The organism is Kitasatospora sp. NPDC048545 (assembly GCF_040651155.1).
GTDB lineage: Bacteria > Actinomycetota > Actinomycetes > Streptomycetales > Streptomycetaceae > Kitasatospora.
The window spans coordinates 103,623-117,174 of sequence record NZ_JBEZIQ010000008.1 but is presented as its reverse complement, the minus strand read 5'-3'; the positions used below and the strand labels follow the sequence as shown (position 1 = coordinate 117,174).

General features: G+C 72.1%; 11 protein-coding genes. 3 read left to right on the top strand and 8 right to left on the bottom strand.

Annotation, left to right across the window (positions count from 1 at the left end; translation table 11 throughout):
- Positions 1–72: 72 nt before the first annotated feature.
- The 4 genes from AB0D10_RS10690 to AB0D10_RS10675 all read right to left on the bottom strand — a co-directional run bounded on the left by AB0D10_RS10690 (position 73) and on the right by AB0D10_RS10675 (position 4,802).
- Positions 73–1,527 carry a hypothetical protein gene (locus AB0D10_RS10690; protein ID WP_360254070.1) on the bottom strand — a complete coding sequence of 485 codons (1,455 nt, stop codon included), beginning with the start codon at positions 1,525–1,527 and terminating at the stop codon, positions 73–75.
- Entirely contained in the window at positions 1,524–2,237 is a 714-nt protein-coding gene (locus AB0D10_RS10685; RefSeq protein WP_360254068.1) for a DUF6114 domain-containing protein, read from the bottom strand. Before AB0D10_RS10685 ends, AB0D10_RS10690 begins: the two co-directional genes overlap by 4 nt.
- A gap of 134 nt (positions 2,238–2,371) precedes the next feature.
- Positions 2,372–3,043 (bottom strand): DUF6230 family protein, encoded by a 672-nt coding sequence (locus tag AB0D10_RS10680; protein ID WP_360254066.1) that lies wholly within the window; start codon positions 3,041–3,043, stop codon positions 2,372–2,374.
- 766 nt (positions 3,044–3,809) lie between these two features.
- On the bottom strand, positions 3,810–4,802 hold the full coding sequence (locus AB0D10_RS10675) for a tetratricopeptide repeat protein (RefSeq protein ID WP_360254064.1): 993 nt from the start codon (positions 4,800–4,802) through the stop codon (positions 3,810–3,812).
- 418 nt (positions 4,803–5,220) lie between these two features.
- Here AB0D10_RS10675 and AB0D10_RS10670 point away from each other — a divergent pair, with 418 nt between their 5' ends.
- A complete protein-coding gene (locus AB0D10_RS10670) occupies positions 5,221–5,853 on the top strand; it encodes a TetR/AcrR family transcriptional regulator (RefSeq protein ID WP_360254211.1) in 633 nt (210 codons plus the stop codon).
- Between the two features lie 105 nt (positions 5,854–5,958).
- On the opposite strand, the gene AB0D10_RS10665 is transcribed toward AB0D10_RS10670, so the two are convergent.
- The 3 genes from AB0D10_RS10665 to AB0D10_RS10655 all read right to left on the bottom strand — a co-directional run bounded on the left by AB0D10_RS10665 (position 5,959) and on the right by AB0D10_RS10655 (position 8,767).
- Positions 5,959–7,644, bottom strand: a complete 1,686-nt coding sequence (locus tag AB0D10_RS10665) for a methylmalonyl-CoA mutase family protein (RefSeq protein ID WP_360254062.1) — start codon at positions 7,642–7,644, stop codon at positions 5,959–5,961.
- A 168-nt stretch (positions 7,645–7,812) separates the two neighbouring features.
- Complete coding sequence (locus AB0D10_RS10660; RefSeq protein WP_360254060.1) at positions 7,813–8,154, bottom strand: DUF3817 domain-containing protein; 342 nt, start codon at positions 8,152–8,154, stop codon at positions 7,813–7,815.
- A gap of 76 nt (positions 8,155–8,230) precedes the next feature.
- Entirely contained in the window at positions 8,231–8,767 is a 537-nt protein-coding gene (locus AB0D10_RS10655; protein WP_360254058.1) for a MarR family transcriptional regulator, read from the bottom strand.
- Positions 8,768–9,264: 497 nt separating this feature from the next.
- Here AB0D10_RS10655 and AB0D10_RS10650 point away from each other — a divergent pair, with 497 nt between their 5' ends.
- Entirely contained in the window at positions 9,265–10,884 is a 1,620-nt protein-coding gene (locus AB0D10_RS10650; protein ID WP_360254056.1) for a M4 family metallopeptidase, read from the top strand.
- Positions 10,885–11,330: 446 nt separating this feature from the next.
- Positions 11,331–12,959, top strand: coding sequence for a M4 family metallopeptidase (locus AB0D10_RS10645; protein ID WP_360254054.1), 1,629 nt, complete (start codon positions 11,331–11,333; stop codon positions 12,957–12,959).
- Positions 12,960–13,083: 124 nt separating this feature from the next.
- Here AB0D10_RS10645 and AB0D10_RS10640 read toward each other — a convergent pair whose 3' ends face one another.
- Complete coding sequence (locus tag AB0D10_RS10640) at positions 13,084–13,395, bottom strand: DUF3817 domain-containing protein (protein WP_360254052.1); 312 nt, start codon at positions 13,393–13,395, stop codon at positions 13,084–13,086.
- Positions 13,396–13,552 lie beyond the last annotated feature (157 nt).

Sequence of the window (13,552 nt, the reverse complement as noted above, 5' to 3'; positions counted from 1 at the left end):
GTCAGAACGCCCGTGGGGCGGTCCTCCCGTACGGAGGGCCGCCCCACGGGCGTCACGGCGTCCGCCGCACCGCTACTTGTCGCTGTAGGGCGCGTCGTCGTTGAACAGGTGCATCCCCGGGATGTGCAGGGTGCCGCCGAACTGGCCGGCCTGCTTGGCGGTGACGCCGGTCAGCTCCAGGTCCAGCGGGATCGGGATGGCGCCGATCAGGTCGTACAGCCAGCGCGGCAGGGTGTCCGGGGTGAGGGTGATCTCGCCCAGGTCGATCGGGATCGGCAGGCCCAGCACCTTCGAGAGGTGACCGGACAGCCGCTCCACGTACATGGTGACCTGGCCGTCGCGCATGGTCGAGGTGGAACCCGGAGCGCCCTGGACGTGGAAGGTCACACCGTTGCCCTCCAGGGTCGACATGTCGAGGTTGTCGATGTCCACGCTGTCGACGACGAACTTCAGCACCCGCTTGCTGCCGGTCGGGGTCTTCACGTCGTAGACACCGTGGAAGGCCGCGCCGTGCAGGGCCAGCCGGCTCGTCTTCAGCGTCCAGTTCTGCTCCGGGACGACGTGCCCGGAGGCGGCCGCGCCGGCCGTCAGACTCCGGGCGTCCACAGCGCAGTTGGGGTTGTCGGTCGGCGTGGCCGACGGGGTGCCGGTGGCGCCCGCGGTGGGCGAGGCCGTACCGGAGGAACCCGCGGAGGGCGTCGCCTTGGGGCTCGCCTTCCCGCTCGGCGTCGCGGCGGGCGAGGGCGCGCCGCCGGACGGCCGGGCCGCGGTCGGCGCGGCATCCGGGGTGGCGGCCGCCGCCTGCGGCTGGGCCGGGGGGCCGGATCGCGGGGCCTGGGCCGAGGCCGGGTCGGCCGGGGTGGTAGCAGGCGCCGGGGTCGTGGCCGACGCGGTCGCGCCCGGCTTGGGGGTCTGGGTCGGGCCGGGGCTCGGCGAGGCGGTGGGGTTCAGCAGGTGGTTGATACCGCCGACGATGTCGTCGATCAGCCCGGCCTGGGTCACCGCGCCCGGGCCGCTCCCGGCGCCCTGCCGGTCCATGCCCGACGCGACCGCGTCGCCGCCGGTGGCGGCCGAACGGGCGGCCGGCGGCTGGGCGGCCGGCGACGCGGCGGCCGGCGGCTTCACCGGCGAGGTGGGCTGCTGGGTCGGCGCCTGGGTCGGGGCCTGCGTCGGCACCGCGGTCGGGCCGGTCGAGGGCCCGGCCGTCGGCGCCCCGGTCGGCGCCGTGGTCGGCTCGGGGGACGGCCCCGGCGGCGGCTCGGGCAGCTCGCTCTTCGGGACGGGCGTCTCGATCGGCGCGACGTCCGGAACGGCGACCGGGGCGTTGCCGCAGGGCTTGCCCGCCGCGGACTCGGCGATCGCCGGGCTGGGCGTGTAGGCGGCGGCCATCAGCAGCGCGGTCGGCACCGCGGCCATCGCCAGCGCGCGACCTCTCAGCCGGACCCGTACGGGCGTGCGCGGGGCCGCGTGCCGGCCGCGCTGCGCCGGGACGGCCGTACCGTCGGCTTGCTCGGCCGGCCCGGTCACCGCGCCCCCTCCGGATCGGCGGCGCCGGCCTGCTTCGGGACGGCGGCCTCGGCGGGCTGTTTCGGGGCGGCCTCGGCGGCCGGCTCCTGCAGCGTTGCCTGAGCGGGGAGTTGGGCGGTCGGCGCCTCGGCGGCGGGCTCCACCGCAGCTTCGGCAGTCGGCTCCGTGGCGGTCGTCGGCTCGGTGGCGGTGACCGGCGCTGTGGCGACGCTCTGCGCCACGGCGTTCTCCGCCGTCGTGTCGTCCGCACCCTCACCCCGACGGCGACGACGGCCGGCCTTGGCCTGCGCCCCCTCCTCGGGCTCCGGCAGCGGCGCCCAGGAGACCATCAGGCCGCCGCCGATGAGGCCGGGCAGCAGCGCCAGCCCGAAGCCCGCCAGGTTGGAGACCGGGATCGAGACCAGAGTCAGCAGGATGGTGGCGATGCCCGCGAACACCCGGACGGCCGGCTGGAACCACCCGGTGAGTCCGAGGATCATCAGCAGCACCCCGATGATCATCGACCCGGCACCGGCCGTGGTCGACATCGCGATGGTCACGCCACCGAGCGAGAGGTGCGCGTACGGGAAGTAGAGGATCGGGACGCCGGCGATCATGGCCAGCAGGCCGCCCCAGAAGGGCCTCGTGCGGCGGAAGACACGGAAGTGCCGCCAAAGCCAGTTGATCGGGTTCTGGTGGCCGGTCCGGGGTTCGACCGTTGCGCTGGACATGGTGCAGCTCCTCGATGTCTCTACGAGGGGGAGAACATATTGGCGTGAGGCCGGGAACGGCGAACGGTCCGCCGCCCCCGGCCCTGGGAGACCCGTCACTCCGGTACGCCGCCGGGCGCACCGTCAGACAGGGCTCAGAAGCACTCGATGCCCGGACCGTCACCCTGCTTGAGCGACAGGTTGAGGCCGCTGAGCACGAAGTTGCCGGCCGAGGTGGCGCGCGCGGTCTGCTGGACGTTGTCCAGGATGGCCGAGTCGGCTGCCTGGGCGAAGCCCGTGGCGCCGGTCGGCAGGCCCTTGCCACCGCCCGCGGCCTGGACGCCCGCGTGGGGGGCCCAGCCCTGGGTCGCGCTGCCCTTGAGGGTGGACGCGTCCTGGCCGATGTTGATGTTCTTGAACGTCGCGTCCGCCTTCAGCTGCTCCAGGTCGATGAGCAGGTTGTCGGCGTGCACCGGCTTGCTGCCCGGGCCACCGGCGTTCAGCTGGAGGGTGATCTTGCCGAGGCCGAACGCCGACAGGTCGGTCACCACGGACTGGCACAGGTTGGTGATGTCGGCCGAGTCGAAGGCCGAGACGGCAACCGGGTGCGGCGTGCCCTTGGCTTCGATGTCGACGGTGCCGAACTGGGCGAAGTTCTTGCCCTCAAGGTGCGAAGTGCTGACCTTGAACTGCTGGCCGGAAATGCTGAACGAGGCGGCGAGCGCGCTGTTGGCGATCGAGACGCCGACCATCGCGGTGGCCGCGACGCTCGGCACCATCACCAGGGCGAAGCGCTTCCAGCGGGTCTTGCCGTAGGTCTTGGACATGCGAGTCCTCCTTCTAGGACGTACATCTCCGGCTCCCCGGCGGCGCTTCCCGCGCCGGTGGGGGCCTGGGATGGGAGAGAGCTACGTCCTCGGTAGCGGAGAGCGCCTTGAGCGTCGTCGGACGCGGGAGCGGCCCGCATGAAGCGGCCCTCCCGGCCAAGCACCGGCCGACCTTGTGGGGCGGCGGGCAGGACCGACGACATCGGCGATCACCCCCGAGCGACAACCAGCGACCGCGCAGGGCCGCGCGGCCGGTCGAAGGACAGGAACCGCCGTGGGACCGCGGATACCCCCCTGCCCTCCCTACCGCCGACCGGGGTCGGCGGATCGCCCGGTGGGGATCCCGCACTCCGCGTGACCGACGGGTTGTCGGGGTGTGGAGTCCGGGACCGGGCGACGCCGATGCTGCTTGAATCCCGGGCGAAGCACAAGGGGTGCCTTACTGACGGGTAATGCAACATCCGGTGGTGTCGATCATGAAATCGGAGCGATCTACACCGTGCGTGACGCCTTGAAGGAAACGTGACGGCGAAATCTGCCGGAAACGCCAGCGAAACACCCGTGGGTGGTCACGCATAGTGACCACCCACGGGTGAAATCAAGATTTGGTAAACCTCTGTCCGGTTGACCGGATTGTCGCCAAATCACCTGGCGACACCGCAGGTCATCCGCCGTGCCAGCCGACGGTTCCGGAGCGGTCCCGAACCCGGTCCGGACCGGACCGGAGCCAGGCCCCGGGCGAGCCCGGAGCGGACCCGAACGGGCCTCAGAACAGCACGCGCGCCAGCGCCGTACGGGCCGCGGCGACCCGCGGGTCCTCCGACCCGATCACCTCGAACAGCTCCAGCAGACGCAGCCGGGCGGTGTCCCGGTCCTCGCCCGCCGTCCGGCCGACGGTGTCCACCAGGCGCCCGAAGGCGTCCTCGACGTGACCGCCGACCAGGTCCAGGTCGGCCGCCTGGAGCTGGATCCCGACGTCCTTCGGGTCCGCCGCGGCCGCCGCCCGGACGGCCTGCAGGTCCAAGCCCTCGACCCGCTGCAGGAGTTCGGCCTGGGCCAGGCCCAGCTTGGCCTCGGTGTTGCCCGGCTGGTCGACCAGCACGTTCCGGTACGCCCGGACGGCGCCGCCCAGGTCGCCGGCGTCCAGCGCGTCGTGCGCGGCGGACAGCGCCGGGTCCTCGGGACGCTGCGGGGCGGCAGCCGGGGCCTCGCCCGGGACGGCCGCGCCGCCACCCACGCCGAAGCGCTGCTCGGCGACCAGGATCAGCTGGTCCAGCACCTTGCGGATGTTGGCGGCGCTCTCCGCGCCCTGGAACAACGGGACCAGCTGGCCGGCCACCACGGCCATCACGGCCGGGATGCCCTGGATGCCGAACTGCTGGGCGAGCAGCTGGTTGGAGTCCACGTCGATCTTGGCGAGCACGAAGCGGCCCGCGTACTCCTCGACCAGGCCCTCCAGGACCGGGCTGAGCTGCTTGCAGGGGCCGCACCACTCGGCCCAGAAGTCGATGACGACCGGCACCTCGGTGGAGCGCTGGACGACCTCGACCTCGAAGGTGTCCTCGGTGACGTCGATGACGAGCCGGTGGGCGGACTCGGCGGGGACGGTCCCGGCCGCTTCGGCGGCGGCCGTCTGACGGGCCCGCTCGGCCCGGGCCTGCTCGGCCTTCTGGGCGGCCTCGCCGGCCGCCTTCACTGCGGCGAGGTCGACCGCGCCGCGCAGGGCGGAGCTGTTGAGACGCGAATTCCGTGGCTGCATGGCACCATCCTCCCCCGTTCGCGCCGCTGTCGGGCACCAACCTCGGGAAAGTCGCCCCGCGCGGGCCGCGCGGCGCGGGTTCCCGGGCTCCGCGCCCCTCCCCCGGTAGCCTGGACCGTTCGGCGCGGATCCCCACCCGCGCCCGCGCCGCTCCCGTCCCACGGGTGCGGCGCCTGGTTGTCACTGCTTTCGCTACGAGTCGTAGCGTAACTGGAGGCGGTGCCCCGGCCGCAAGCCCCACCGGCGGTTCGGGGACGTGACCTGCCCCACTTTCCCGGGCGGCCCGGCTCCCCGAATCGGCGAACAGTCGCTACCGTTACCAGCCCCACCCAAGTTACTTACCAGTAAAGCGCAAGGAGGCCCGGTGCCGGCCGCCCAGCCCCCCGCGAGCCCGGACCGCACCCGACCGGTGTGCCCGATCCCGGCGAGCACGGTCCCGGAGGCCGCCAACGCCGCCCGCGCCAAGGGCCGCCCGCGCAGCGCCGCCGCCGACCGCGCGATCCTCGACGCCACCCGCGAAGCCCTCGCCGAACTCGGCTGGGGCGGACTGACCATGGGCCACGTGGCGAGCCGCGCCGGGGTCGCCAAGACCACCCTCTACCGGCGCTGGCCCTCCAAGAACGAACTCGTGGTCGACGCCGTCGCCACCCTCTTCGACGACCTGGTGATGCCCGACCTCGGCAGCCTGCGGGCCGACATCGAGGCCGTGGTCGCCCAGTTCGCCGACCTGCTGGCCCGCCCCGAGACCCAGGCCGCGCTGCTCGCGCTGTTCGCCGAGGGCATCCGCGACCGGCAGCTGCACCGCCGGATCCGCGAGGCCATCGTGGACCCGCAGAAGCGGCTGGTCCGCCAGGGCCGGGCAGCCGCCCAGGCCCGCGGCGAACTCGAGGCGGACCTCGACGCCGCGTCCGCCCACGAGGAGGTCGACATCATCTTCGACACCATCGCGGGCACGGTCGAGCACCGCGTCCTGGTCAGCGGCGAGCCGATCACCCCCGCGTGGACCCGCCGCTTCACCGACCTGCTGCTGGGACCGCTCACCACCTGCTGAGGGCACGACGGAGCCGCCCGTACGGAACCCCGTACGGGCGGCTGTCCGCCCCGGCGGCCGCTCGGCCGCACTCGGAGGAGCGGCGCGGCCGGAGGACCGGCGCGGTCAGAACGTCGCGTTCTCCTGGTACGTCCCCCACTCCTGCCGCAGCGCGTTGCAGATCTCGCCCAGCGTCGCCTCGGCGCGCACCGCGTCCAGCATCGGCGGGATCATCGACTCGCCCGAGCGCGCCGCCGCCAGCATGGCGTCCAGCCCGGCCCGCACCGCCGCCTCGTCCCGCGCCGCCTTGCGCTCGCCCAGCACGCGGACCTGCTCGCGCTCGACCTCGTGGCTGACCCGCAGGATCTCCAGCTCCGGGGTGACGCTGCGCGGGTGGCAGTTGACGCCGACCACGCGCTTCTCGCCCTTCTCCACCGACTGCTGGTACTGGAAGGCCGCCTCGGCGATCTCGCCGGTGAACCAGCCCTCCTCGATGCCGCGCAGGATGCCGGAGGTGATCGGGCCGATCTCGTGGTCCTCGCGGCCCCTGTCCAGGATCCGCTGGAAGATCGCCTCGGCCTGCTGCTCGATCCGGTCGGTCAGCGCCTCGACGTACCAGGAACCGCCCAGCGGGTCGGCCACGTTGGCGACGCCGGTCTCCTCCATCAGCACCTGCTGGGTGCGCAGGGCGATCTCGGCGGCCTGCTCGGAGGGCAGCGCCAGGGTCTCGTCCAGGGCGTTGGTGTGCAGCGAGTTGGTGCCGCCGAGCACCGCGGCCAGCGCCTCGACGGCGGTGCGGACCACGTTGTTGTACGGCTGCTGCGCGGTGAGCGAGACGCCTGCGGTCTGGGTGTGGAAGCGCAGCCACTGCGCCTTGTCGGTCTTGGCGCCGAAGCGGTCGCGCATCCAGCGGGCCCAGATCCGGCGCGCGGCGCGGAACTTGGCGATCTCCTCGAAGAAGTCCAGGTGGGCGTCGAAGAAGAAAGACAGGCCGGGCGCGAAGACGTCCACGTCCAGGCCGCGGGACAGGCCCAGCTCGACGTAGCCGAAGCCGTCCGCGAGGGTGTACGCCAGCTCCTGCGCGGCCGTCGCCCCGGCCTCGCGGATGTGGTAGCCGGAGACGGACAGCGGCTTGTACGCGGGGATGCCCTCGGCGCAGTAGGCCATCAGGTCGCCGATCAGGCGCAGGTGCGGCTCGGGGGCGAAGAGCCACTCCTTCTGTGCGATGTACTCCTTGAAGATGTCCGTCTGCAGGGTGCCGTTGAGCACCGCCGGGTCGACGCCCTGCCGTTCGGCGGCGACCAGGTACATGCAGAAGATCGGGACGGCCGGGCCGCTGATCGTCATCGAGGTGGTGACCTCGCCGAGCGGGATGCCGGCGAACAGCACCTCCATGTCGGCGGCCGAGTCGATGGCCACGCCGCAGTGGCCGACCTCGCCGAGCGACTTGGGGTCGTCCGAGTCGTAGCCCATCAGGGTGGGCATGTCGAAGGCGACCGAGAGGCCGCCGCCGCCCGCGTCCAGGATCATCCGGTAGCGCTCGTTGGTCTGCTGCGCGTTGCCGAAGCCGGCGAACTGGCGGATGGTCCAGGTACGGCCCCGGTAGCCGGTCGGGTGGAGGCCGCGGGTGTACGGGTACTCGCCCGGCCAGCCGATCCGCTCGAAGCCCTCCTGGGCCTGCCCGGCAGGCGGGCCGTAGACCGGCTCGACCTCGTCGCCGGAGAGGGTGGTGAAGTCCGCGTCCCGCTTGCGGGCCTTGTCGTACCGCTGCTGCCAGCGCTGCCGTCCGCGCTCGATCTCCTCGGCGTCCATGACCCCGAACTCCGCTCCGTACGGCCGCCACGGCGACGGGGCGGCACAGCTATTAGGACGTCCTACTAATTTACTCGGACGTCCTAGTACTTGTCGACGGAAACATGCGGGCAACGCGGAGGGCCCCTCCCCCGGGGCGGGGAAGGGGCCCTCGTGCGGGCTCGCGGCTCAGACGCCGGCCGGCTGGCGGGCGCCGGCGCCCGCCGGGATCTGCTCGGCGGCCTCGCGGGCCACCTTGCGCTCGAAGACGAAGGAGAGGAACGGGATGCAGCCCGCCGCCAGGGTCAGCACCAGGCGGCCGAGCGGCCACTTCAGCTTCTGCCCGAGCAGGAAGGTCACCACGAAGTACCCGATGTACAGGTAGCCGTGCAGCATCGCGACGTACATGGTCAGTTCCTCGGCCGTGCCGAAGCCGTACTTCGCGACCATGAAGCCGCAGAACACCAGCAGTGCCACACCGGTCGCAACAGCCAGGCCCCGGTACCAGCCCAGCAGGGGGGTCGCCTTCATACTCTTCCTCGCCTCGCTCGGCATTTTCGGCCGGTACGCCCGGATCCGCGCACCGCTCCCACGAGGGTAGCCGCCCTCACGCCTCCCCCTGCGCAGCCCCCTCCTCCGGCTCGGAGAAGTCACCGGCCGCGATCCGCAGCGGCTTGAGCAGCTCGAAGACCTGGCGGCACTGCCCGGGGCCGTACTCCTCCAGCCCGAACTCCATCGCCATGAGTTCCCGGGTGGCCTCCTCGACCACCTCGCGGCCGCGCCCGGTGATCGCGGCCAGCACGCCGCGGCCGTCCAGCGGGTTGGGGCGGCGGGCGACCAGGCCGGCCCGCTCCAGGCGGTCGACGGTGTTGGTGACGCTGGTCGGGTGGACCATGAGCCGCTCGCCGATCTTGGAGAGCGAGAGCTCCCCGGTCCTGCTGAAGGTCAGCAGCACCAGCGCCTCGTAGCGGGCGAAGGTCAGCCCGTACGGCTTGAGCACCGCATCCACGCGGGACAGCAGGATCTGGTGGGCGCGCATGATCGAGGTGATCGCCGCCATCGAGGGGACAGCGCCCCAACGGCGGGTCCACAGCTCGTCGGCGCGGGCGATCGGGTCGAAGTCGAGAGCGAGGGGCTTGGCCACCTCCTTACCGTACCGGCGGCCGGGACGGGCGCTACCAGCCGTCCTGATGGTGGACAAGCGCGACGCGTGGCGGGATCCCGCCAATCGGGCGGCCAGGTCCATACCTGGACATTGCGACGGCGTGAACGGACCGCAACACGGTTGCGGCGAAACGCTGTTCGCCCCGGATCGCGCCAACACCGGTGATTCGGGCCCCGGTTCGGACGGCAACCCATCGGAGGCCGGGGCGATTGATCCCATTCGTCCCTCTGTTCACATTGCCAACTCCTGGCGGGACTTGGCCAATTCATGAGGAAGACCTGTCATTTGATTTGCTCGATTGTCATGCTTTCCGCCAACCCCGTCCGGCGGCCACCACCCCCACCCACCGGTGGCCAGCCGCTCGACCGCTCGGGGCCCCTGCACGTCAGCGCCCGTCCCGCCCCTCAGGTGCCGACCCCGGCCCCCGGGACGTGGTGCGACCGCGCCCACACGCGGTTTCCCGGAAGGACTCGTCCGTGAAGCGAAAGCTCGCCGCAGTCGCCGTACTCTCCGCCACCGCCCTGCTCACGGGCGTCGTCCAGGTCAGCACCGTGGCCGTCGCGGACCCGGCCCCGCACTCCCGGACCGCCGACCTGATCGCCCTGGCCAACGGCCAGGCGGCCAAGGTGGCGCACGCCCTGGCCCTGGGCGGCCAGGAGCAGCTCGTCGCCAAGGACGCCCTGGTGGACGCCGACGGCACCCGTCACTTCCGCTACGAGCGCACCTTCGCCGGGCTCCCGGTCCTGGGCGGCGACCTCGTGGTGCACCAGAAGGCGGACGGCTCGACCACCTCCGTGGACAAGGCCACCGGCGCGACGATCGCCCTGCCGAGCCTCACCCCGCAGATCCCCGCCGACAAGGCCGCCGCCCAGGCGACCGGCGCCGTGCAGTCCACCGTCGGCGTCACCGCCGACAAGGACGAGGCCCCGCTGACGGCCGTGCACCAGACCGGCCAGGCCGAGCTGGTCGTCTGGGCCACCGACGGCAACCCGCGCCTGGCGTACCGCACCACCGTCGAGGGCGAGCGCGCCGACGGCACCCCGAGCCGTCAGCTGCTGGTCACCGACGCGGCGAGCGGCCAGGTGCTCTCCACCCACGAGGAGGTGCAGACCGCCGCCGGTACCGGCAAGGGCGTCTTCGTCGGCACCGTCCCGCTGACCACCACCCAGAGCGGCTCGACCTTCTCGCTGAAGGACGCGAGCCGCGGCGGCCAGGCCACCTACACCCTGAAGGGCAAGACCTCCGGGTCCGGCACCCTGGTCGCCAACTCGACCGACAGCTTCGGCAACGGCCTGTCCTCCAACGCGGAGTCCGCCGCCGTGGACGCCCAGTTCGGTGCCGCCGCCACCTGGGACTTCTACAAGAACACCTTCGGCCGCAACGGCATCAAGAACAACGGCGTCGGCGCCGCGAGCCGGGTCCACTACGGGCGCAACTACGTCAACGCATTCTGGGACGACAGCTGCTTCTGCATGACCTACGGCGACGGCACCAGCAACACCCACCCGCTGACCGAGCTGGACGTGGCCGGCCACGAGATGAGCCACGGCGTCACCTCCGCCACCGCCAACCTGAACTACTCGGGCGAGTCCGGCGGCCTCAACGAGGCCACCTCGGACATCTTCGGCACCATGGTCGAGTTCTACGCCAACCTGCCCGCCGACAAGCCGGACTACCTGATCGGCGAGCTGATCGACATCAACGGTGACGGCAAGCCGCTGCGCTACATGGACCAGCCGTCCAAGGACGGTGCCTCGGCCGACTACTGGTCCTCCACCGTCGGCAACAAGGACGTCCACTACTCCTCGGGCGTGGCCAACCACTTCTTCTACCTGCTCGCCGAGGGCAGCGGCGCCAAGACCATCAACGGCGTCAGCTACAACAGCCCGACCTACAACAACTCGACCCTCGCCGGCATCGGCCGGGACAAGGCCGCCCAGGTCTGGTACAAGGCGCTGACCACCTACATGACCTCGACCACCGACTACGCGGGCGCCCGCACGGCGACCCTCAAGGCCGCCACCGACCTGTACGGCGCCAACAGCGCCGAGTACAACGCGGTCGCGGCGACCTGGACCGCCGTCAACGTCAACTGACGCACGGCGCACCCGATCCGGACGCCCGGGGCCCGCGGAGGGCAGGCCCCGGGCGTCCGCCCGTCTTCCGGGCCGGGAGGCGGGCACGTCCGCCGGGCCGGGAGCCGGGCACGTCCGCCGGGCGTCAAGGCCGCCCGCTGGCGGAGTCCCGCCAGCGGGACGAACCCATCCGTACCGGACAACCGGCAGCAACCGAACCACCCGCACCCCGGACTGGCGATTCCTGGCCAATCCCCGTACGCGACCTGTCCATCCCTGCCTGCGATTGTCATGCTTCTGACCAAGCCCCGTCCGACCTCCGCCACCCCCACCCCATCCGGCGGAGCGTCAGGAACCGCACGGGAGCAGCACGTCCGCGCCCTACCGCCCCACGGCGTCAACCCCGGCGCCCCGGTACGCGGCGCACCCGCACGCACCCGCGGGTCTCGTGGAAGGAACCCCCGTCCGTGAAGCGAAAGCTGACTGTCGGAGCCGTACTCTCCGCCACCGCCCTGCTGGCCGGCGTCGTCCAGATCGCCGCCGTCCCCGCCGCCCAGGCCGCCGCCCCCGCGCCGGAGCAGCAGCAGTCCGCGCTGCTCGCGCTGGCCGCCGGGCAGAGCGCCCCGGTGGCGCAGGCCCTCGCCCTCGGCGGCCAGGAGAAGCTCGTCCCCAAGGACGTCGTGGTCGACCGGGACGGCACCCGGCACCTCCGGTACGAGCGGACCTACGCCGGCCTGCCGGTGATCGGCGGCGACCTGGTCGTCCACCAGAAGGCCGACGGCTCGGTGGGCTCGGTCGACCGCGCCTTCGCCGGACAGCTGTCCGTGCCCACCCTGACCCCGGGCGTCGCCGCCGGCCAGGCCGCCGAACGGGCCACCGCCGCGGTCCGCGCGACGGTCGGCATCGCCGCCGACGAGGACGAGGCCGCGCTCAGCCGGGTCGACGGCGCCGGCGCGACCGAACTGGTCGTCTGGGCGGCCGACGGCGCCCCGCGCCTGGCCCAGCGCACGGTGGTCACCGGCGAGCGGGCGGACGGCACCCCGAGCCGCCAGGAGGTCGTCACCGACGCCGCCACCGGCCAGGTGCTGTCCAGCCAGGAGCACGTCCAGACCGCGACCGGCACCGGCAAGGGCGTCAACGTCGGCACCGTCACGCTGACCACCACCCAGAGCGGCTCGAACTACCAGCTCAAGGACGCCAGCCGGGGCAACCAGTCGACCACCGACCTCAAGGGCGGCACCTCGGGCAGCGGCACGCTCTTCAGCAAGACCACCAACTCCTGGGGCAACGGACTGCCGTCCAACCGCGAGTCCGCCGCCGTGGACGCCCAGTTCGGCGCCGCGGCCACCTGGGACTTCTACAAGAACACCTTCGGCCGCAACGGCATCAAGAACAACGGCGTCGGCGCCGCGAGCCGGGTCCACTACAGCACCAACTACGTCAACGCGTTCTGGGACGACAGCTGCTTCTGCATGACCTACGGCGACGGCTCCGGCAACACCCACCCGCTGACCGCCATCGACGTCTCCGGCCACGAGATGAGCCACGGCGTCACCTCCGCCACGGCCAACCTGAACTACTCGGGCGAGTCCGGCGGCCTCAACGAGGCGACCTCGGACATCTTCGGCACCATGGTCGAGTGGTCGGCCAACCTGCCCTCCGACCCGCCGGACTACCTGATCGGCGAGAAGCTCAACATCAACGGCAACGGCACCCCGCTGCGCTACATGGACAAGCCCTCCAAGGACGGCGCCTCGGCCGACTACTGGTCCTCCACCGTCGGCAACAAGGACGTCCACTACTCCTCGGGCGTGGCCAACCACTTCTTCTACCTGCTGTCCGAGGGCAGCGGCGCGAAGGTCATCAACGGGGTCAGCTACAACAGCCCGACCTCCAACGGCTCGACGGTCACCGGCATCGGCCGGACCAAGGCGGCGGCCGTCTGGTACCGCGCGCTGACCGTCTACATGACCTCCACCACCAACTACAAGGCCGCCCGCACGGCGACCCTGAAGGCCGCCACCGACCTGTACGGCGCGACCAGCACCGAGTACAAGGCGGTCGCGGCGGCCTGGAGCGGCGTGAACGTCAACTAGCCGCACCCGGCGAGAGCCACCCTCGGTAAGAACGAGAGCCACCCCCGGTAAGAAACGGCGACAGGCTGCCGCGGCCCTTTGGGAGAGGAGGCCGCGGCAGCCTGTCGACCGTCCGCGCAGGGGGTCAGGCGGTGGCGGGCTCCAGCTCGCCCCGCTCCTCCTGGCCGAGCATCCGCTCGGCGAAGAAGCCGCCGGTGGGCACCACCGAGAGGACGAACAGCAGGACGCCGCGCTTGGCGTCCCACTTCTGCACCTGCCAGGCCTGGATCCAGAAGACCACGTAGAGGATGAACAGGATCCCGTGGACCATGCCCATCACCGGGACGGCGTCGAACGAGGTGGTCCGCTTCAGCACCGAGCAGATCAGCAGCAGGACGAACGAGACCCCTTCGGGGCCGGAGACCAGGCGCAGGCGGTGGACGGCGCTGCTGTTCACGTTGGGTACCTCAATACGGGGGTCGGAGGCGCTGGCACGCTTGTGAAGCGACTCACAAGCCTTCCGGCCATTATCACCGAGCACACGTGCGGGCCCCCGGCCGGGGGTGGGCTCCGTGCCCGATCTCACAGTCCCCGCCCGCAGCCGCCTCCCCGAG